Source organism: Chryseobacterium sp. P1-3 (assembly GCF_000738495.1).
Classification (GTDB): domain Bacteria; phylum Bacteroidota; class Bacteroidia; order Flavobacteriales; family Weeksellaceae; genus Chryseobacterium; species Chryseobacterium gallinarum.
Window position 1 is genome coordinate 1 of the sequence record NZ_JPEQ01000002.1, and the last position, 20,054, is coordinate 20,054.

Here is a 20,054-nt window from a genome sequence, read left to right on the forward strand (position 1 = left end):
AATTATTATTATCAATGATAACAGTTCTGACGAAACATTGGAATATTTAAATAAAATCCCCGGAATTATAGTTATTGATAATTCTGAAAATCTTGGATTTTTAAGAAATATAAACAAAGGAATTCATGCAGCAAAAGGTAAATATGTTTATATACTGAATAATGATGTTGAAGTTCAGGAAAATTATTTGTCAAGCCTTTTGAATGTATTTGAGACCAAAGAGAATGTAGGTGCTGTAGGCTCTAAGATGGTTTTTGCAGATAATACACTTCAGGAAGCAGGATGTCTTATTTTCAAAAATACAGAAATTGTAAACCTGGGAAGATGTGAGGCCATTGATACACCAAAGTATAATTTCTTAAGAAAAGTAGATTATTGTTCAGGATGTAGCTTATTGTTTCACAGAACAGATATAAAAGGGAATCTTAATCTTTTGGATGAGGCATTTTTACCGGCTTATTATGAAGAAACAGATTTTTGTCAGCGTTTAAAATATGAACAGAATCTGGATATTTATTATCAGCCAGCTTCAGAGATTATTCATTTTGAAAATATTTCTTATACAGGAAAAGACAATAGTAAAGAAATTCTCCTTCAGAAAAATAGAGAAACATTCATGCAGAGATGGAACCACCATTTTACGAATGAAAGATTTTTAGATCAGGAAGGAAGAACCAATATTAATGCTTTTTACAAAAAGCCAAACATTCTTATTCTGGAGGAACATATGCCACAGCCGGACAAAGATTCGGGTTCCAGAAGATTTCTTGAGATTGTAAGAATTCTGCAGAAAAATAACCACAGAGTTATTTTAGGAATCAAGCAGTTTAATGAAGAAGATGAGTCCTATGTTGATTTTTTTCGGGGTATGGGAGTTGAAGTTTGTAAAGACTATGTGAATACCCAAAATAAAATTGTGAGAGTTTTAGATCAGGTAAAAGAAGCTCTTCACTATGTTGATATTATCTGGATCTTTAGGCCAATTGGATTTAATTTTTGGTATGGTAAAATTAAGAATGATATTTCCGGAAAGAAGATAATTTATGATATGGTAGATCTTCATTATTTAAGAATGGAGAGAGAAAATAAATATATTGAGGTGACAAAAGCCCGAAGAAAAGAAATGAAATTCTTCAGAGAGAGAGAATATTTTGCAATGGAAAAAGCAGATGTTGTTATTTCTATCAGTGATGAAGAAAAGAAAATTGTTTCTGATCAGGGAATCAAAAATGAAAAAATCTTCACCGTTAGCAATATTCATGAATCTGTAAAAAGTAAAAATGTGGATTATTCTGCAAGAGAGGGGATTTTATTCATAGGAGGTTTTTATCACATGCCTAATATGGACGCTGTGAAGTTTTTGCATGAAGATATTATGCCTTTGGTTTGGGGTAAAGATCCTTCTATTAAAGTCTATATCTTGGGACCTAATTTCCCCGAAGAGATAAAGGAGCAATACAATTCAGATAAATTTCAGATTCTGGGATATCAGAAAAGCGTTGATTATTGGTTTGAAAATTCCCGAATATTTGTAGCACCTTTAAGATATGGAGCAGGGGTAAAAGGTAAAATTGGACAAGCCCTGGAGTTTGCGTTACCTATTGTTACTACGGGAATAGGAGCAGAGGGAATGGATCTGGAAGATGGAAAAACAGCCTGTGTTTCGGATGAAGATCCACAGAATTTTGCCAATAAGATATTAGAATTATATAATGACGAAAATTTATGGCAAATCCTGCATAAGAATAATTTATTGCCACTTGCCAGGTTTTCGGTTGAGCAGCAGGAGAAAAATATTAAAAACCTTTTGAGTTATTTGGGATTTAAAAATTAAATAAAAATAGGCTTGCTTAATTCGAAGCCTATTTTTTTATAATCTCTTTTATCCAGTTACTGAAACCATATTTTTTTACAATCTCAACGGGCAATTCAAAATAAGGGGTTTTTAAAAACTGTTCAATATTTTTATAATTATTATTTTCCACGACAAAGATATTGTCAGGATGGTAAAAGTCATAATTTTTTACCATAATATTGTCTGTAATCACTTTTTTCCTGTAATACATTCCTTCAAAAAAACGGATGGAGAGCCCGTTATGCAGGGGGTCTACAAAATCTAAAAGAATATCGGCATCTTTTACTTTCTCAAGATTTTCCCGGAAGCTGATTCTGTCCTGAATATATTGTATCCGGCTATTTTTCTTTTCAGGCTCTTTAAAATACTGGATAAAAATAGAAAGCTCGATAGGGAAGCCCGAGACTTCATCTATAAAACGGTCAATTTTTTCTTCACGGCTTTTCCAATATAGTCCTACAAAATACAGCTTAGGCATTTCCGTATTGTATTCTTTTTCAGTAGGAGGAAGGTGGTCGAAATAGAAATTGGTGATAGGTTTTATATTGAGTTGGGATTCAATCTTTTCAAAACAAAAAAAGGTATCAAATAAACTGAAATAGTTTTTGACCTCCGGAAACTTTTCAATCCCATCCCATTGGTAAGCAATTAATTTCCGGGTTTTATTTTTTAAATTCTTTATAAAGGGAACCGGGAAATTATCCGGACGGATTACCAGGATATAGTCCAGCTCTTCCGGAATGTCAGAAAGATTTTTATTCAGTTCATCAAGAAAATGTTTTTTAATAAGTCCCTGTTTGTATTCCTTATTTCTCAGAATATTTTTAACGAAAAAATTTTTTACACTTTCAGCGCCTTTATATTTAAATTTTGAAACTTTATCTGTGATTAAATAAGGGTCAAACCCTTCCTTTTCCAAATTTTCTAAAAATAACTTTGGGAAATCAGAATAATCAGGCATTACCAAAAGAAATTTTCCTTTTTTCACTTTTTTTTAATTTGAGTTAAAGATACTGAATAATAAGATTTTATAGTGCTTTCTGAGACTGTTTACCGGATTGTTGAAATATTCTTTCTTTATGCTAGCGGCATCTTTCAAGCTGACAGCATTAAGATACCGGAAATATTTTTTCTCAATATTTTTTAACGGGATATTATCACTGAATTCCGGATTGACTTCTTTAAACACTTTTTCCATCCTTTGAACCGCTTCTTCGGAATAGTTTGAATGATGCTTGTAATTTCCGATGATAATTTTTTTCAGATAAGCAATATAGTAGGCAATACTGCTTTGCTCGGGATACTTTAAATAGTAGTTGTTATAAATCGTTTGAATTACACTCAGATATCCCGAAAGATTTTTATCACTATTCTTTTTGGTGATGGATTGTGCATTGTCTACAGTATAGAGATAGGTTATTGCAGGAATAAATACCACATTTTTTTGCCCTAAACATCGTTTCAAAGAACCATAATTCATCTTCATGATAAATGCCACTTAAAAAATGTGAGGTTATTTTCTTTTAAAAATGAAGTTCTGTACAGTTTATTCTGGGCAATAGGGCTTAAGCCCTCTGTCATATTCAGAATCAGGACCTCCCTGTTTTTATTTTCTATCCGTATCTTTTCCTTCGGCTGAGGTAAAAATGCAACATTGCGTTTCTCTTCCCAGGCATAGGTGGCTGTTTTTCCTGCAATAATATCCTCCTTACCGGTATACTCAGATAACAGGGATTCCAGGGCATTGGAAGGAAGAAGGTCATCACTGTCGCAGAAAAAAATAAAATCTCCCGTAGCTTTTTCCAAACCAGAATTTCGTGTGTCGGAAAGTCCCTTATTTTCCTGACTATATATCTGAAACCGTTTATCCTGAAAGCTATTGATAATCTCGAGGGTATTATCTGTACTGCCGTCATTAATCACAATACATTCGATATTGTAATGCGTTTGGTTCTGTATACTTTCCAGCACTTCTTTTATGTAATAAGAAGCGTTATAGCACGGAACAATAATACTGACTAAAAAAAGAATTATCCACCTTTAATTAATTTCTTTTAATGTAGAACTTACAGCCTCAATAGAAAATGGTTTCAGACTGTCAATAGAATTCTTGCTCAATGTGTTCCAAAGCTCCTCATCATTATTTAGTCGCAAAATCGCCTGTGCAAAGCTATTTTCATCATTGGCAATCAATACATTTTTACCGTCGGTCAGCCTCATTCCTTCCGCTCCGATATCTGTAGTAACGACCGGGAAGAAATACTCAAATGCCTGTCCTATTTTTCCTTTTACCCCTGCCCCGAATCGTAAAGGAGCCACCATAATTTTGGAATTCATGAAATATTCTTCAATACTTTCCACAAATCCCAGGAATTTAAATCTGGGATATTGCCTGATGTCCAGTTTGTCAGCCACATTTCCGATTACACTGACTTGCAGTTCGGGATTCGTTTTCCACACCAGAGGCATTATTTTTTCATATAAAAATTTTACCGCATCAATATTCGGTTCATGGATAGATCCGATGAAAATAATCCCATTACTTTCATGGAAATTTTTTCTTTCGGAAATATCAATTTTGGGTTCATGGATATTGGAAATGGTAATGATCTTGTCCCTATCCGCATACTGGCTCATAATCTCTTTCTCTTTATCCGAAATAGCGATAATATAGTCCAGCTGAGGGGCTATGACTGTTTCCAGATGGAAAAAATGCTTATAGTTTTTCTTTAATGAAATACGGTTTGGCTCTATTTCGATAGCCCTTTTGAATCTTAAAAAATGAATATCTACCATGTCGTACATAAATTTGGTACGGGGTAAAATATTCTTCATTTTTTTTATAAAACAGGTTCAGGGCAAGAGGTCCGTTGAACCAGACATAATCTATATTCTTATATGACGAAAGAAAATCATAGATATTTTTATACCGGTTATTCTCTACAAAAACAATAACATCATGCTTCTGATAAAACTTTACATAACTGTCATCCTCAAAGATATGAGGAGCAAATATAATACAGTTGTACCCTAATTTTTTATAGATGAGAATTATCTCTTTTAGTCTGTTGGATCCGGAATCCTTATCATGAGTAGGAAAGTCTCTGGAAGCAAAAAGAATCGTTTTTTTTTGAAGAATCATACAGATGCATATTGACGATATCTCCGGTTTGGAGTTCCTTGAGCTTTTCTTTCCTTTTAAAGTGCTTTTTGATTTTTTTTAAGATTCCCATCTGTTATTTTTAGTGTCAAGTTCAAAAATTTTTGTTCACCCAATGATCCAAAGTATATCTGTTGTAGACTTCCTCAGGAATTTTTTCATAAGGCTTCTCAAAAAAAGATTTGTCAAGATTACTAATATTTTCGTTTAAAATCAAAATATTATTGGGATTGTAAAAATCATAACTTTTAATAGCTTCATTGTCAGTAATGATTTTCTTTTCCAGAGACATCGCCTCAAAGACCCTGAAGCTCAATCCGTATTGCCCCTCCCGCATCAGATCAAGCAGTACTTTGGAATTTTTATAATACTTTGGAAGATCATTATGGGGTATCTTTTTGATACTGAAAATCAGAAAAAGGTTTTTAGGAACCTTGGTAAATATATTGGTAAGCTGATGTTTCCATGATTTTTTTCCTATGACCATAATCTGGAATTTGAGCCCCAGGTCAATAAGCTTTTTGGCCAGTAGTTTTATTAATGAAACCCTTCTGCTGTCGTAAGAAGTAATATAAAATAGGTCCATTTCCGGATGTTGGACCTCCTTTGGCGTGTAAGGAAGATAAATATAATTGGTAATCTTTTCAAAACCATGTTTTTTAACATCTATACTGTCAAAAGAAAAGATCTTATCAAAAAGGTACAGCTTGTTTTCTACCGGCACTCTTTCGAGGTTATCATAAAGATAGGTAATCAGCCTGTCGGTATATTTCCTGATTTTTTCCAGCGTAGAAAGGTCAAAGGTGTCAGGGTTTAAAACCAGTATCTGATCCTGATGCCCAAGCTTTTCCAGAGAGTCCAGAACAAACTTCTGCCTTTTTTCTGTTTTAAGGTTTTTGTTTAAAAAGGTTTTACTTAAGGCATTAACTGCCCTTTCATGGAAATTGGAATGAGTAACGGTACTGATCTTTATATGATGGGCATCAATACCACGTTTGCATAATGCTTCAACAATATACTTATCATAATCCCAAAAATCATAACTAATGATACAAATCTTCATCCAACTAATTTTGCTCTTTTTTTAATGATTCATAGGTTTCAAATACGCTTAAGGATTGCAGATAAGAAAGCTGATATCCTTCCTTACCGTCTAAAATACCCAGTCTCATTATATAGGCTTTGAAAAATTTAAAAGCTGTTTTAAGGTATTGAACCAAAACATTAAACTTTTTCCCTTTTGCAGCCAGTTCTTTCCCTTTTAATATTCCGTAATGAATCATTTTTTTTCTATATGACTCATAATCTGAAACGGAATAGTGGAGTAATTTATTTTTTAAAACCCCGACATTTCCGTTTACTTCCAGAGTTTCATGCACTTTTTTTCCGGTCATATACCTTGCCTTTGATTTTCTGAACAACCTGAAGTTCTTGTCAGACTGTGTCCCGGAAAAATGAATCGGCTTTTGCGCAAAAAAGAATTTCCTGTAAAAATAATAGGCATCCTTTTGCTCCGGTTTATTCAGTTCGGCGATAATTTCTCTCCTTAATTCAGGCGTAATTCTCTCATCTCCATCTAAAAATAATACCCAGTCATTACTTGCTGCATCCAATGCTAAATTTCTCTGTTTTGTAAAGTCTTCAAATGGGTTTTGAATGATCTTTGTATTGGGGAACTCTTTTGCTATTTCTACAGTTTTATCCGTACTGAATGAATCTACCACAACGATTTCGCTGCAGAAATCAAAACATTCAAGGACTTCCCGTATATTTTTCTCTTCATTGTGTGTTATGATTAAACCACTAATATCCATCATAACTTTTTGTTTAATAAAGAAATAGGAAATATTTCTTTTAATATCGTTTTAAAATAGTTTTAATCTGCCAAAGATAAGTTTTAATTTGAATTTTATTAATGAATCTCCACCCTTTATATCAACCCTGCACAATTCATAAGGATGTCGGGTAGGAAAATAATTTACCTTATTTCCTATTCTTACTGCAAAATCGATTCCTATTTTTTTTAAATTGGAAAAAAGTATATCCTTATCGGCTTTCTTTTTAGGGTATTTTCCGTATGGATAAGCCAAAATTTTAGAATATTTTATGCTTTGAGACTCAAGGATTTGCATGTTCTTTTCGAGATCCCTTTCTATAAAACCGACAGAGACATCTCTGAAATTTTGATGAGAATGGCTATGAAGCGCGAGCTCAATATATTTTTCAGGTAAACTTCTTAAATCTTCAAAAGTCATCATTTCATAATCCCCATATCCTTCCTGAATAAATGAAGTGGGAATAAAAATAGTGGCTTTCAGATTATATTTTTCCAGTAAAGCAGGTAGGTATTTAAAATTATTTTTATACCCGTCATCAAAGGTAAGAATAATACTTTTTGAGGCAGGAGTACCAAGCTCGGAAAAGAATTTAGCGGTGTATTTTTCTTTTTGCAGATAGCTGAATTGTTGTTCCAGGTTTTTCAGACTTACCGTAAGGTCTTCACAGGTTTCCTCTTCTATCTGATGGTACATCAGAATAATCAATCTGTGTGTAGGAAAAGCAAAAAGATATAAGCGAAAGTAGAAGATGACAAATACCGCCAGTAAAAGTAATGCCAGATAAAGGATCATCATAGTATTTTACCGTATTTTTTTTCTATTTCTGCCAGTCTTATTTTTTCATATAGTTTGATGTATTTCAAAAAAGTATAGTAAGACATGGTCTTTGCAATATAAAATCCAGGAAAACCATCCAGGAAGCCCAGTTTAAAGATAAAAACCTTAACGAATTCAAACAAGGGACTCACAATGATTTTAAAGCGATTGATCTTTTTCCCTTTTTCAAACATTTTTTCTGCCATCATATCAGAATACTTATTGATTTTCGTAACATGATGCTGAATGCTTTTATAGGTATAATGATCAAGCTTTCCTTCCAGGATTCCGGCTTTTTGACCGGTAATTAAAAACTCGTGAACTTTATCATCCGAGTATCGGACATATTGTTTTCTGAAAAGCCTTTCACGAAAAACACTTCCCCAGCCCCCGAATCTGATCAGATGAATTCCCAGATGATTATTATATCTTACCTTATAGACATTAAAACGCGGGATTTGCTGAAGAAACTACTTCCTGGATTGATTTTTTTAAGTCTACGTCCGGTACTTCATCAGCATCCAGAAACAGGACCCATTCATGGGTGCATAAATTAAGGGCATGGTTTTTCTGTTCACCATACCCATTAAATTTTTTCTCAAAGAACCTTACCTGAGGATATTGCTTCGTACAAATCTCCTTGGTATTATCTGTTGAAAAACTATCTACAATTACAATTTCATCAACGATGTCTGTAAGCGAATCTAAAAGTCTTATAATGTTCTCTTCTTCATTATGGGTAATGATTGCGAGGGAAAGAGCCATTTTACTTAAACTCTAGAATAGTTTTTTCAATAATTTTTACACAATCCAGCAATTGCTCTTCAGTAATCACCAATGGAGGTGCTAATCTGATAATGTTTCCATGAGTTGGCTTTGCCAATAACCCGTTTTCTTTTAATTGTAAGCAAAGATCCCATGCAGTTGAACTTTCCGGAGTATCGTTAATCAGGATAGCATTCAAAAGTCCTTTTCCTCTTACTTTGGTAATAAGGTCTGTCTTTTCAATAAGCTTTTCAATCTCTGCCCTGAAAAGTTGTCCAAGCTGTTCTGCTCTTTCCGATAATTTTTCTTCGGCAACTACATCTAGTGCCGCAACAGCTACTGCACAGGCAATAGGATTCCCTCCGAAAGTTGAACCGTGTTGCCCCGGCTTGATTACGTTCATGATAGAATCATTGGCTAAAACTGCTGATACGGGATACATCCCTCCTGAAAGTGCTTTTCCGAGAATTAAAATATCCGGCTGTACATCTTCATGGTGACATGCAATAAGCTTTCCTGTTCTTGCAATACCGGTCTGAACTTCGTCAGCAATGAAAAGAACGTTGTATTTCTTGCATAATTCAGAAGCTCTTTTAAGGAAATTCTCATCAGGAACATATACACCTGCTTCTCCCTGGATGGGCTCTACCAGGAAAGCTGCAATATTAGCTGCGTCTTTACTTAAAACTTCTTCTAATGCCGCAATGTCATTGTAAGGGATTTTGATGAATCCCGGTGTAAATGGTCCGTAGTTCTGATTGGCATCCGGATCATTGGAAAAAGAAACGATGGTTGTAGTTCTTCCGTGGAAATTATTTTCGCAAACAATAATTTTAGCTGCGTTTTCAGAAATTCCTTTTACTTCATAGCTCCATTTTCTGGCAAGTTTTACCGCAGTTTCCACGGCCTCGGCCCCGGAGTTCATTGGTAAAACTTTGTCAAACCCAAAAAGGGACGTTATTTTTTGTTCATATTCTCCCAATCTGGAGTTGTAAAAGGCTCTTGAAGTCAGTGCCAGTTTTTTGGCCTGCTCTACTAAAGCTTCTACAATTTTGGGATGAGAGTGTCCTTGGTTTACAGCAGAATATGCTGAAAGAAAATCATAATACTTTTTACCTTCCACATCCCATACAAAAACACCTTCTCCACGGTCCAGAACTACTGGAAGAGGGTGGTAGTTATGAGCTCCATGCTGGTCTTCAAGGTCAATAAAGTACTGTGAGTTTTTTGTTTGTTCTGCTGTTGACATATTCTTTGGTTTTTGACAAATTTACAGAATATTAATGAGATGGATCAACAAATACCCAGTACCGTTTGGAGGTGGAATTGAAGTAGATTTTTGGGCTGAAGAATACCGTATCAGAAAATATTTCCTTTGTTAACAGGTTGTTATAGGTATTATATCTTTGTAAGCGTAGAATTTTATTCCTGTTTATTTATTAATTTTTATTAACGGTTGGTGAGGAATAATCTTAGCGACTTTTCGGATGCTGCAGCAGGATGTCAGAATTAATGGTACGAAATAAAAACTGCCTCAAAAAGAGGCAGTTTCAAATTAATTTTAAAATAATCTTAGTGATTATCATATTTTCTGTCCATTACAAAATCCTCCATGAATTTTGTAGTGTAGTTTCCTGCAAGATAATCCTCATTATCCATCAGCTGTCTGTGGAAAGGGATGGTTGTTTTTACACCTTCAATATAGAATTCCTCAAGGGCACGTCTCATTTTTGCAATGGCTTCCTCACGGGTTTGAGCCGTTGTGATAAGCTTGGCAATCATAGAGTCATAGTTGGAAGGGATCGTATAACCGGAATAAACGTGAGTGTCTACTCTGATTCCGTGACCGCCAGGAATATTTAATCCTGTAATTTTTCCCGGGGATGGTCTGAAGTCTGCATAAGGGTCTTCTGCGTTGATCCTGCATTCGATAGAGTGTAACTTAGGGTAATAGTTGATTCCTGAAATAGGAGTTCCCGCAGCAAGAAGGATTTGTTCCCTGATCAGATCATAATCAATTACCTGCTCAGTAATAGGGTGTTCTACCTGGATTCTTGTATTCATTTCCATGAAATAGAAATTCCTGTGCTTGTCTACAAGGAATTCGATAGTTCCTACCCCTTCATATCCTATGAATTCAGCAGCTTTTACGGCAGCTTCTCCCATTTTCTCACGAAGTTCATCTGTCATGAACGGGGAAGGTGTTTCTTCAGTCAGTTTCTGATTTCTTCTCTGTACAGAGCAGTCTCTTTCAGAAAGATGACAGGCTTTACCATATTGGTCTCCTGCAACCTGAATTTCAATGTGTCTGGGCTCCTCAATCAGTTTTTCCATATACATTCCTCCATTTCCGAAGGCTGCAACAGCTTCCTGAATCGCAGATTCCCAGTGATCTTTAAGGTCCTCAGCTTTCCAAACGGCTCTCATCCCTTTACCACCACCACCGGCAGTTGCCTTGATCATTACCGGATAACCAATTTCTTCTGCTGTTTTGGCCGCTACTTCATAAGATTCGATCAATCCGTCAGAACCAGGTACGCATGGTACTCCGGCTGCTTTCATGGTAGCTTTAGCGTTTGCTTTATCTCCCATTTTCTCAATTTGTTCAGGAGAGGCTCCGATAAACTTGATGCCGTTCTTCTGGCAAATTCTTGAGAAATTAGCATTTTCAGATAAGAATCCATAACCCGGGTGGATGGCATCAGCATTTGTAATTTCTGCTGCTGCAATGATGTTAGGAATTTTAAGATAAGAGTCTTTACTCATTGCAGGACCGATACAAACCGCTTCATCAGCAAATCTCACGTGAAGACTGTCTTTATCAGCAGTAGAGTATACCGCAACGGTTTTGATCCCCATTTCTTTACAAGTACGTAAAATACGCATTGCAATTTCGCCACGATTGGCTATTAATATTTTTTTGAACATCTTCTTCAATTTGAAAATTAGATAATTTGAAAATCAGATAATGTTATTTTAATGTAGAATTTAATCTAACATCTAATGTCTAACATCTAACTTCTAAATTAAGATGGATCTACAAGGAATAGTGGTTGGTCGTATTCTACAGGAGTAGCATCATCAACTAAAATTTTAACGATTTTTCCGCTGATTTCAGATTCAATCTGGTTGAATAATTTCATTGCTTCGATAACGCAAACTACTTTACCAACAGAAACTTCGTCACCTACATTTACAAATACGTCTTTATCAGGAGATGGTTTTCTATAGAATGTACCGATCATTGGAGACTTAATCGTTACATATTTGCTATCATCAGATGCAGCTTCAGCCTTTTCAGCAGGTGCGGCAGACGGAGTTGCAACAGGTGCCGGAGCAGCTACTGTCTGTGGAGCAGTATGGTATACTGCAGGTTGTGCATAAACAGCATCGCTTCCAGCTAATGGAGTTTTAATAGTGATTTCGAAATCTTTAGTCTTGTACTTCACCTCAGAAACTTCAGCTTTAGATACAAACTTAATAAGATTTTGTATGTCTTTAATGTCCATAAATTTGATATTTGATTTGATGCCAAAGATACCAAAAAAACGCAAAAAACAACAAAAAACCGCCAAATTTTATCAAAATTGGGCGGTTTTTGTATTAAAATGAGGCTTTTTCAGTGAAAAGCGACTCTTAGTTTTCTTCAGTAGTTGCTACTTCTTTTTCCAATACTACTTTACCTCTGTAGTAAAGTTTTCCTTCATGCCAGTGAGCTCTGTGGTAAAGGTGAAGCTCTCCTGTTGTTGCATCTTTAGCTAATTGAGGAACTACAGCTTTGTAGTGAGTTCTTCTCTTATCTCTTCTTGTGGACGACTGTCTTCTCTTTGGATGTGCCATTTTGAATAACTTTTTTTAATTGATGAGCGATGAGATTCATCATCTCATCATATTTAAATTATTTTATTTAATTTTTGTCTCTTAACTTTTTTAAAGCATCCCAACGGGGATCGCTTTTATCTTCTTTCTCTTCTTCTTCAATTTCTTTTGGACTGAACTGATCCAAAATTTTTCAGATCTTCATCACTTACATCAGGCGAAATCTTTTTCATCGGAATAGAAAGCATAACATTCTCATAAATCAAATGCGCTACATTGAAAGCATGCTCTCCGGTAGGAATGGTAATAACATCTTCATTGCTGTCATCATATTCTTCTCCAAAATTCACCAGAATTTTAATTTCATTTTCAATAGGGTAGTCAAAATTATCATTGGTAATATCGCAGACCAATTCTACCAACCCATGTATTCTGATCTCAAACTCCAGAAAAGTAGTGTGTTTGTCAAGCAATACGTCTGCTTCTATTCTGGGATTTGTAAATTCCTGCTCAGTGTCAAATAATTGAAAGAACGTTTTATCTATCTCAAACCTGAACTCGTGTTTCCCGTTTTTTAATCCGGAAAAGCTTACGTCGTAGTTTCTTAACTTGTCCATAAAATGAGTGTGCAAAAATATGCAATTTTTTTTATAATAACAAATAAAATTCCTAACAAATTAAATTTAAATTTGTTTTAAAGATTTATGCTTCAGTTTCCTCCGGAAGATCCTCATCTATTCCGTTATCCACAGCCAGTTTTCGGGGCTGAAGACGATTGTTCATCAAATCGTTATATTCGGTTCTGTTTTTTAAAAATCTTAATAGCAGTAAAAAATGGCTTCCGTAAAGCTTTGTTCATCAGCTATATTTTTTTCCCGCTATGTCATAGGCAACTCCATGATCCGGAGAAGTTCTGATAAATGGCAGGCCTGCAGTATAGTTTACTCCTTCCTCATAAGCTAATGTTTTGAAAGGAGCCAGCCCCTGATCATGATACATGGCAAGAACAGCATCGAAGTTTTTGTATTTACCAGGCTGAAAGAAACTGTCAGCCGGGAATGGGCCAAATGCCAGGATTCCGTTATCCGAAAGCTCTTTAATAGCCGGTCCGATGATTTCAATCTCTTCATTTCCGATCACCCCGCCATCTCCGGCATGAGGGTTTAATCCTAATACCGCAATTTTAGGCTTCTGAATACAGAAATCCTCAATAAGAGTCTGATGTAAAACTCTGATCTGTTTTTTGATTTTTTCCTTGGAAATATTTTCTGCTATTTTAACAATAGGGATATGATGGGTGGAAACTGCTACTTTAAGATCTTCGGTAACCAGAAACATAAGCCCCTTTTTACTGAATTTTTCTTCAAAATATCCTGTATGGCCAGCATGCCTGAATCCCATTTTTACCATCTCATCCTTATTGATGGGAGCTGTTACGAGAACATCAATTTCTCCTTTCATAAGAGCTTCCGTGGCGGCCTCCAATGAATCAATAGCCATTTTGGTAGACTCTTCTGTAGGAACGCCTAATTCCACATTGACATTTTCCTTCGTCAGGTTGACCATGTTGAGTTTTCCTCCCTGGGCCTGGGATGCCTCATTTACATAGTTGAAATTAAGATTCAGCTTAAAAATATTTTTCTGGTAAGTGAATAATTTCCCCGAGCCAAAAATTACAGGAGTAAAAAAATCTGTAATGGTTTTGTCTTTCAGAGACTTCATGATGATCTCAGGTCCGATGCCGTTGTAATCACCGATTGAAATTCCTACTCGTACTTTATGGTTTTTTGGGCTCATTTTGATTATCTTTGAAGATTATAATTTACAAATTTAGCAAAAAATAATATGTTCACAGGAATAATTGAAGCAGTTGGCGTTATTGAGAAGATTGAAGAAAAAGGAAGCAATATAGATTTTACTTTAACATGCCCTTTTACAGAGGAGCTGAAAATAGATCAAAGCCTTGCTCACAACGGATGTTGCCTTACAGTGGTTGAGATTAAAGGAAATCAATATGTTGTGACGGCCATTAATGAAACACTGGAAAAAACCAATCTCGGGAAATGGGATTTGGGAACAGTAGTGAATCTTGAACGCTGTATGAAGATGGATGGCAGACTGGATGGGCACATCGTTCAGGGACATGTTGATAAAACAGGAGAAGTTACGGGAATTGAAAATAAAGATGGGAGCTACTTTATTACCATTCAATATGATGCGGACGGAAACTTTGTTACTGTACCGCAGGGTTCAATTACTGTAAACGGAATCAGTCTGACTGTGGCAAAAAGTGAAGATGCACAGTTTTCTGTAGCCATTATTCCTTATACATGGGAATTTACAAATATGAAACATTTGAAAATTGGAGATAAGGTGAATTTAGAATTTGACATCATTGGTAAGTATATTGCTAGGTTAATTAAAAAGTAGGATGTCAATTAATAAATACAAAGGATATAGCTTAAGAAACCGGGTGTTTTTCGGTTTTTTGCTGGTATGTTTCTTAAGTGTTGTGGCTACTTCACTTGTTCCCTATTTTGTTTTGAGGAATAATTCCTTGGAGCAAAGTACCATTGACATGCAGGAGAAAACCAATGCTGTAATGAGATATCTGGACTATGCCGTGAGCCGTACACTCGTAGAAACCCAGGATCTTCCGCAGGTATTAGGGAATAAAATTTTTGAAATTGCCGATATCAATCAGCATGATATTGTTATTTATGACCTCAAGGGTAACTATTTGCTGTCTAATAGAGATGAAAGTCTTGTTGACCAGAAAAATATTCCTATAGAGATTATCAACAAAATCCTTTCCACGGATGCAAGGGTGGATATGACAAGTTATGATGCTGCCAAGGACGCCAGGCTTACCTCCTCTTATCTTCTTTTGAAAAATAACGAGCTTGAACCTATTGGGATAGTTTATATTCCTTTGTATCATAATGAATCTGCCTACCTGGATGTTCTTCATCAATACGTTAAATACATTCTTTTAGTCGATATATTTCTTATTCTGTTCAGTATCTGGATCAGCTGGGTGACCTCCAATAGCCTTGCCAAGACCATTACGAAGTTTTCCGATATGATCACCCGTATTACTTTATTTGAAAATGAAATGCGTCCGATCAGGTATTATAAAAATGATGAGCTGAATGCTTTGGCAAGAGCGTACAACAGAATGATCCTCCAGATTCAGGATCAAAAAGAAAGATTAAGATTTAAAGCTTCCGAAGAGGCATGGCGGGAAATGGCAAAACAGGTGGCCCATGAAGTGAAAAACCCGCTTACCCCCATGAAGCTTACCATTCAGAATTTTGAAAGAAAATTCGATCCGGAAGATCCGAATATCAAAGAAAGGGTAAAGCAGATGAGTAAAACGATGGTAGACCAGATTGACCTGATTGCCACCGTAGCTTCCGCTTTTTCAGAGTTTGCAAAACTTCCGGAAAAAAATAATGAAGTCATTAATCTGAATACTGAGGTTGAAGATATTCTGCGCGTATTCAACGATGACAGTATATTTATGCATGCCAACAAAAGTAATATCATGATCAATATGGACAGGATTTACCTTTCCAGGATTATCACCAATCTTGTTACCAATGCTAAGCAGGCAGAAAGTGATGAAAGGAAACTGATCATTAATGTAGATGTGGAACAACATCAGAGAAGAGTAATGATCTCTGTTCAGGATAATGGAATCGGAATTCCTGAAAATATGTATGAGAGAATTTTTGAACCGAATTTCACCTCTAAAAATAGTGGGATGGGACTTGGTTTATCTATGGTAAGAAAAATGATTGAAGATTATAAGGGAGAAATCTCTGTGAAGTCTGAAGTTGGAAAAGGGTCAACATTTACGATTACATTACCTACCAATTTATAGTGAAGCCTTTTAAGTTTAAACAATTCGAAATCCGCCAGTCCGGGGATGTTTTCCGTGTGGGAACAGATGGGGTGCTGCTGGGTGCTTTAGCAGATGTTGCAAAGGTGTCCAATGTTTTAGAAATAGGGACAGGAACAGGACTGATTTCACTGATGCTTGCACAAAGGAACCCCCATGCCGTTTTCCTGGGGCTGGATATTAATGAAAATGCAGCAGCACTTACCAGAGAGAATTTTGAAAACGCTCCTTTTAAACGGAGGTTAAAATGCAGGCATCAGGATTTTAAAACTTTTGAATCCGGGGAAAAATTTGACCTGATTGTTTCAAATCCACCTTACTTTGAAGAATCGGGATCCGATAAAGATAAAATTGCGCGTCAGACTGTAGAGCTGAATTTTGAACAGCTTATTGTAAAATCGGTACAGCTTTTATCCGGAAATGGAATCCTTTCTGTAATTATTCCTGTGGAAGCGGGAGAAGCCTTTATCTCTATTGCAGAAGAAAATAATCTTTTTCTCAACCGGATAGTCCGTATAACAGGAATTGAAAGTTCAAAGGTGAAAAGGCTTGTTCTGGAGTTTTCACCGGAAAGAAAACAACAGGAGGAATCTGATTTTGTCATAGAAAAAAGTCCGAGACAATACTCGGACCAATATCTTGAACTCACAAAGGAGTTTCATGTTTTTAAAGCTGGAAATTAGGAGCCTTGCTGTTGTAGCATATGCTTTTAGCTTTTTTTCCTATTCAAATAGTTCCGCTGTATCCAGTACAGATACTTTTCCGTCTTCACATCTGATAGCTTCCCCGGGGAAGTTCTGGATCATATGATAATCGTGCGTGGCCATTACTACGGCAGCTCCGTTTTCAAGAGCGACCTGTTTTAGCAAGGTCATAATCTCATTGGATGTTTCCGGATCCAGGTTTCCTGTCGGTTCATCCGCTAAAATAAGATCTGGATGATTAAGAAGGGCTCTGGCGATGGCAATACGCTGTTGTTCACCTCCGGAAAGCTCATGAGGCATTTTGTGTTTCTTGCTTTTCATATTTACGCTTCCCAGCACCTCATTGATGCGGTCTTCCATTTTTACTTTATCATTCCAGCCTGTTGCTTCAAGAACAAATTTCAGGTTTTTTTCAACCGTTCTGTCTGAAAGCAATTGGAAATCCTGGAATACAATTCCCAGTTTTCTTCTGAGGTTTGGAATATCGGAAGGTTTAAGCTTTGCCAGGTCAAATCCTACAACAGCTCCATGTCCTGATGCTAATGGGATATGTCCGTAAAGCGTTTTCAGAAGGGAGCTTTTTCCGGAACCTGTTTTTCCGATAAGGTAGCAGAATTCTACCTTTTTTAATGTTAAGATTTACATCAGAAAGAACAGTAAAGTTTTTTTGCGCAATTTTTGCGTGCTGTAAACTTATAATATTGTCTCCGGAGATATGTGTATGTGGCATAATTTAATTTTAAAGGCTGTTTTTAACAAAAAGTTTTCAAATTTTAAAAATAGAAAAAAGAAGTTGATGTAGCCTAAATTTTAGTAAATTTTAACAACAAAAAATGCCTGAAAAGCAACTTCTCAAGCATGTTTTGTATATGAATAATTAGAAAATTATCTCTTAGCGCGTACAGCACTTACAGTTAATCTCTTTCTGCCTTTAGCTCTTCTCGCAGCCAAAACTCTTCTTCCATTTGGCGTAGACATTCTTTCTCTGAAACCGTGTTTGTTTCTTCTCTTTCTTTCTGATGGCTGGAATGTTCTTTTACTCATTACTATATGTTTAAATCGTAATTAATCTATTAATTTTCAGGTTGCAAAGATATGTAAATTTTTATAAGTTACAAACTTTAATTATTTTTTTTTGAAATTATTTGACATGCTTTTTGAGAAAGCCTGATACAAAAGAAATTTTCTGTACAAAAATAATATTTAAATGATTTATATAAAAGCTCTATCTTTGAAAACTTAAATTTTAACGAAAAATAAACACAAAGATGTTTACACCTGCAGAACTTTTAGATATCAATACATTACTAACGCCTGAAAACAGAATAGTCATTCTTACCCATTACAATCCTGATGGGGATGCTATTGGTTCCAGCCTTGGATTGAAACATTATCTGAAAGCAAAAGGAATTTATGCCGAAGTAATTGTACCGAATGATTTTCCAAAATTTCTGAAGTGGATGCCCGAAGCTAAGAAAGTAATCATTGCTGAATACAAAAGAAAGCTGGCTTCTGATCTTATAGGTGAAGCTGATGTTATTTTCTGCCTTGATTTTAATTCTCCTTCAAGAATAGGATTGTTGGGAGACTGGCTGATAAAGGCGCAAGGTAAAAAAATCCTTATCGACCACCACCAGCAGCCTGAAAAATTTGATTATGTATATTCGGATACCGTAATTCCGGCTACTTCACAGATGATTTATCACTTCATTGAAGCAATGGATGATGAAAAGCTGGTGAATAATGATGTGGCAGAATGTCTTTATACAGGAATTATGACAGATACAGGCGGTTTCCGTTTCCGTTCCACGAGTGCTACCACCCACAGAATTATTGCCAACCTGATTGAGAAAGGAGCAGATCCTGCAATGATCACTTCCAATACCTGGGATACCAATACGGTTTCCCGACTTCATTTACTGGCTTTGGTCTTGGGAAGAATAGAGGTGGTGAACGATGGTAAAGTTGCTGTTTTGAGCCTGACAAGAAATGAGTTGAAAGAGTTTGGTTTCCAGAAAGGTGATACTGAAGGTTTTGTGAATTATGGACTGAGTATTGCCGGGGTAAAAATGTCAGCATTCTTTATGGAGGACCTGTATGAAGATTTTATCAAGATTTCTTTCCGAAGTAAAGACAATGTAGATGTTAATCAGTTTTCAAGAAAATATTTTAACGGTGGGGGACATATTAACGCAGCCGGCGGAAAATCCGATGATTCTCTGGCAGTAACGATTGAAACTTTTAAAAAGAAATTAACCGAGGAGAATTTGTAAAGAGTAGGTAACAGATTGCTTTTGAGGGAATTTGCTAACGAGTGATTCTTTAAGCTTTATGCTCACCGGGTTTTAAATCTTTATGATATCCTTTGAGCTCGAGCTCTTCACAAGTATACTCATACACCTGTTGAAACATTTCATCCATATATTTCTTATTGAAAAGGCTGAATTTCGTCATTTTCGGAGGATCTAAAAATATATCGCAGTGTTTTACCTTGGAATATACAGATTTTGCAATAGCTAAGTGAAGAATCCTGTCGAATTCCTTCATGAGACTCATCTTCTTCAGTTCATCATAGCTTATGGAGTTTACATGGGAAGCTATTAGGAAGTCACATTGATCTATAATAGGCTCAATGGGTAAGTTATCCAAGACACCGCCATCCACATAGATTTTTTCACCAATTCTTACGGGTGGAAGAATAAAAGGAACGCTTGATGACGCCAGTAATGGTGTGAAAAGCTCTCCTTCAGAGAAAAAATCAACAATGCCGTGAGTCATTTCCGTAGCCGTAACATACACCGGGATTTTCAGAATACTGAAATTATCTTCAGGAAAATAGTCCTTAAATAATTTTAAAATGAAGTTGGAGCTGAAGATTCCGTTTTTGGATAATTTCAGGGCAGAGCGTGAGAAGAAAGAAGTTGACCTTACAATGTCCATCATCTCATCGGGGGTTTTTCCAAAAGAATAAAAAGCGCCAATAATAGAGCCTGCACTTGTTCCCGAGATGATATGAGGCTTCAGGTTATATTCTTCCAGGGCTTTCAGGACAGCAATATGGGCAATGCCCCGCATTCCCCCTCCGGAAAGAGTAAGTCCGATTACTGTTGGCTTCTTTTTTTTGAAAGAGAATAAACCCATTTTGAAATTATCTCTTACTAATATACAGGAATTTTTGATACATATGAGCTGG

The 20,054-nt window shown here is 35.9% G+C and carries 22 protein-coding genes and 2 pseudogenes; 5 read left to right on the plus strand and 19 right to left on the minus strand.

Going from position 1 to position 20,054, the window contains the following annotated elements; genetic code table 11:
• The coding region (locus HX13_RS00595) for a glycosyltransferase (protein WP_128572123.1) at positions 1-1,834 on the plus strand (1,834 nt) is incomplete at its 5' end.
• Between the two features lie 28 nt (positions 1,835-1,862).
• Here HX13_RS00595 and HX13_RS00600 read toward each other — a convergent pair.
• The 16 genes and pseudogenes from HX13_RS00600 to pdxA form a co-directional block, all read right to left on the minus strand.
• The gene (locus HX13_RS00600; RefSeq protein ID WP_050019536.1) at positions 1,863-2,843 is read right to left on the minus strand and encodes a hypothetical protein; all 981 of its coding nucleotides are present in this window, start codon (positions 2,841-2,843) and stop codon (positions 1,863-1,865) included.
• A gap of 6 nt (positions 2,844-2,849) precedes the next feature.
• Positions 2,850-3,341: a hypothetical protein gene (locus tag HX13_RS00605; protein WP_050019537.1), complete on the minus strand. Its 492-nt coding sequence runs from the start codon at positions 3,339-3,341 to the stop codon at positions 2,850-2,852.
• A complete protein-coding gene (locus HX13_RS00610; protein ID WP_128572124.1) occupies positions 3,338-3,889 on the minus strand; it encodes a glycosyltransferase family 2 protein in 552 nt (183 codons plus the stop codon). Before HX13_RS00610 ends, HX13_RS00605 begins: the two co-directional genes overlap by 4 nt.
• Before the next feature lie 6 nt (positions 3,890-3,895).
• Complete coding sequence (locus HX13_RS00615; protein WP_128572125.1) at positions 3,896-4,690, minus strand: glycosyltransferase family 4 protein; 795 nt, start codon at positions 4,688-4,690, stop codon at positions 3,896-3,898.
• On the minus strand, positions 4,572-4,997 hold the full coding sequence (locus HX13_RS22730; protein ID WP_050019540.1) for a hypothetical protein: 426 nt from the start codon (positions 4,995-4,997) through the stop codon (positions 4,572-4,574). Before HX13_RS22730 ends, HX13_RS00615 begins: the two co-directional genes overlap by 119 nt.
• Positions 4,998-5,109: 112 nt before the next feature.
• Positions 5,110-6,078 (minus strand): hypothetical protein, encoded by a 969-nt coding sequence (locus HX13_RS00625; protein ID WP_050019541.1) that lies wholly within the window; start codon positions 6,076-6,078, stop codon positions 5,110-5,112.
• Between the two features lie 4 nt (positions 6,079-6,082).
• Positions 6,083-6,832, minus strand: coding sequence for a glycosyltransferase family 2 protein (locus HX13_RS00630; protein WP_050019542.1), 750 nt, complete (start codon positions 6,830-6,832; stop codon positions 6,083-6,085).
• A gap of 48 nt (positions 6,833-6,880) precedes the next feature.
• The gene (locus HX13_RS00635; protein WP_128572126.1) at positions 6,881-7,648 is read right to left on the minus strand and encodes a polysaccharide deacetylase family protein; all 768 of its coding nucleotides are present in this window, start codon (positions 7,646-7,648) and stop codon (positions 6,881-6,883) included.
• Positions 7,645-7,878, minus strand: coding sequence for a hypothetical protein (locus tag HX13_RS00640; RefSeq protein ID WP_050019543.1), 234 nt, complete (start codon positions 7,876-7,878; stop codon positions 7,645-7,647). The genes HX13_RS00635 and HX13_RS00640 overlap by 4 nt, the downstream gene beginning before the upstream one ends.
• A gap of 235 nt (positions 7,879-8,113) precedes the next feature.
• On the minus strand, positions 8,114-8,434 hold the full coding sequence (locus HX13_RS00645) for a glycosyltransferase family 2 protein (RefSeq protein WP_050019544.1): 321 nt from the start codon (positions 8,432-8,434) through the stop codon (positions 8,114-8,116).
• A gap of 1 nt (position 8,435) precedes the next feature.
• The gene (gene rocD / locus HX13_RS00650; protein WP_050019545.1) at positions 8,436-9,683 is read right to left on the minus strand and encodes an ornithine--oxo-acid transaminase; all 1,248 of its coding nucleotides are present in this window, start codon (positions 9,681-9,683) and stop codon (positions 8,436-8,438) included.
• A gap of 323 nt (positions 9,684-10,006) precedes the next feature.
• Positions 10,007-11,362, minus strand: a complete 1,356-nt coding sequence (gene accC, locus HX13_RS00655) for an acetyl-CoA carboxylase biotin carboxylase subunit (protein ID WP_050019546.1) — start codon at positions 11,360-11,362, stop codon at positions 10,007-10,009.
• 98 nt (positions 11,363-11,460) lie between these two features.
• Complete coding sequence (gene accB / locus HX13_RS00660) at positions 11,461-11,943, minus strand: acetyl-CoA carboxylase biotin carboxyl carrier protein (RefSeq protein WP_050019547.1); 483 nt, start codon at positions 11,941-11,943, stop codon at positions 11,461-11,463.
• 127 nt (positions 11,944-12,070) lie between these two features.
• Entirely contained in the window at positions 12,071-12,274 is a 204-nt protein-coding gene (gene rpmF / locus HX13_RS00665) for a 50S ribosomal protein L32 (protein WP_007843326.1), read from the minus strand.
• Positions 12,275-12,341: 67 nt separating this feature from the next.
• Positions 12,342-12,870, minus strand: a pseudogene (locus HX13_RS00670) (YceD family protein).
• Positions 12,871-13,111: 241 nt separating this feature from the next.
• Entirely contained in the window at positions 13,112-14,050 is a 939-nt protein-coding gene (gene pdxA / locus HX13_RS00675; protein ID WP_238554928.1) for a 4-hydroxythreonine-4-phosphate dehydrogenase PdxA, read from the minus strand.
• Between the two features lie 48 nt (positions 14,051-14,098).
• On the opposite strand from pdxA, the gene HX13_RS00680 reads away from it, so the two are divergent.
• The 3 genes from HX13_RS00680 to HX13_RS00690 are packed head-to-tail and all read left to right on the plus strand — an operon-like array spanning position 14,099 to position 16,840.
• On the plus strand, positions 14,099-14,683 hold the full coding sequence (locus HX13_RS00680; protein WP_050019548.1) for a riboflavin synthase: 585 nt from the start codon (positions 14,099-14,101) through the stop codon (positions 14,681-14,683).
• Between the two features lies 1 nt (position 14,684).
• Positions 14,685-16,139, plus strand: a complete 1,455-nt coding sequence (locus HX13_RS00685) for a sensor histidine kinase (RefSeq protein WP_050019549.1) — start codon at positions 14,685-14,687, stop codon at positions 16,137-16,139.
• Complete coding sequence (locus tag HX13_RS00690; protein WP_050019550.1) at positions 16,139-16,840, plus strand: tRNA1(Val) (adenine(37)-N6)-methyltransferase; 702 nt, start codon at positions 16,139-16,141, stop codon at positions 16,838-16,840. Before HX13_RS00685 ends, HX13_RS00690 begins: the two co-directional genes overlap by 1 nt.
• Before the next feature lie 39 nt (positions 16,841-16,879).
• Here HX13_RS00690 and HX13_RS00695 read toward each other — a convergent pair.
• Positions 16,880-17,591, minus strand: a pseudogene (locus HX13_RS00695) (cell division ATP-binding protein FtsE).
• 155 nt (positions 17,592-17,746) lie between these two features.
• Positions 17,747-17,905, minus strand: coding sequence for a 50S ribosomal protein L34 (rpmH, locus tag HX13_RS00700; protein ID WP_050019551.1), 159 nt, complete (start codon positions 17,903-17,905; stop codon positions 17,747-17,749).
• A gap of 224 nt (positions 17,906-18,129) precedes the next feature.
• Between rpmH and HX13_RS00705 the strand changes: the two genes are divergently transcribed.
• A complete protein-coding gene (locus tag HX13_RS00705) occupies positions 18,130-19,134 on the plus strand; it encodes a DHH family phosphoesterase (protein WP_050019552.1) in 1,005 nt (334 codons plus the stop codon).
• A gap of 49 nt (positions 19,135-19,183) precedes the next feature.
• Here HX13_RS00705 and HX13_RS00710 read toward each other — a convergent pair whose 3' ends face one another.
• Entirely contained in the window at positions 19,184-20,002 is an 819-nt protein-coding gene (locus HX13_RS00710) for a patatin-like phospholipase family protein (RefSeq protein ID WP_050019553.1), read from the minus strand.
• Positions 20,003-20,054 lie beyond the last annotated feature (52 nt).

Bases quoted from the DNA above. Each gene is read 5' to 3' on its own strand.
- HX13_RS00705 (WP_050019552.1), top strand. From the start codon at position 18,130: ATGTTTACACCTGCAGAACTTTTAGATATCAATACATTACTAACGCCT.
- HX13_RS00635 (WP_128572126.1), bottom strand. From the start codon at position 7,648: ATGATGATCCTTTATCTGGCATTACTTTTACTGGCGGTATTTGTCATC.
- HX13_RS00680 (WP_050019548.1), top strand. From the start codon at position 14,099: ATGTTCACAGGAATAATTGAAGCAGTTGGCGTTATTGAGAAGATTGAA.
- rocD (WP_050019545.1), bottom strand. From the start codon at position 9,683: ATGTCAACAGCAGAACAAACAAAAAACTCACAGTACTTTATTGACCTT.
- HX13_RS00710 (WP_050019553.1), bottom strand. From the start codon at position 20,002: ATGGGTTTATTCTCTTTCAAAAAAAAGAAGCCAACAGTAATCGGACTT.
- accC (WP_050019546.1), bottom strand. From the start codon at position 11,362: ATGTTCAAAAAAATATTAATAGCCAATCGTGGCGAAATTGCAATGCGT.
- HX13_RS22730 (WP_050019540.1), bottom strand. From the start codon at position 4,997: ATGATTCTTCAAAAAAAAACGATTCTTTTTGCTTCCAGAGACTTTCCT.
- HX13_RS00685 (WP_050019549.1), top strand. From the start codon at position 14,685: ATGTCAATTAATAAATACAAAGGATATAGCTTAAGAAACCGGGTGTTT.
- HX13_RS00605 (WP_050019537.1), bottom strand. From the start codon at position 3,341: ATGAAGATGAATTATGGTTCTTTGAAACGATGTTTAGGGCAAAAAAAT.
- rpmF (WP_007843326.1), bottom strand. From the start codon at position 12,274: ATGGCACATCCAAAGAGAAGACAGTCGTCCACAAGAAGAGATAAGAGA.
- HX13_RS00640 (WP_050019543.1), bottom strand. From the start codon at position 7,878: ATGATGGCAGAAAAAATGTTTGAAAAAGGGAAAAAGATCAATCGCTTT.
- HX13_RS00615 (WP_128572125.1), bottom strand. From the start codon at position 4,690: ATGAAGAATATTTTACCCCGTACCAAATTTATGTACGACATGGTAGAT.
- rpmH (WP_050019551.1), bottom strand. From the start codon at position 17,905: ATGAGTAAAAGAACATTCCAGCCATCAGAAAGAAAGAGAAGAAACAAA.
- pdxA (WP_238554928.1), bottom strand. From the start codon at position 14,050: ATGAGCCCAAAAAACCATAAAGTACGAGTAGGAATTTCAATCGGTGAT.
- HX13_RS00645 (WP_050019544.1), bottom strand. From the start codon at position 8,434: ATGGCTCTTTCCCTCGCAATCATTACCCATAATGAAGAAGAGAACATT.
- accB (WP_050019547.1), bottom strand. From the start codon at position 11,943: ATGGACATTAAAGACATACAAAATCTTATTAAGTTTGTATCTAAAGCT.
- HX13_RS00630 (WP_050019542.1), bottom strand. From the start codon at position 6,832: ATGATGGATATTAGTGGTTTAATCATAACACACAATGAAGAGAAAAAT.
- HX13_RS00625 (WP_050019541.1), bottom strand. From the start codon at position 6,078: ATGAAGATTTGTATCATTAGTTATGATTTTTGGGATTATGATAAGTAT.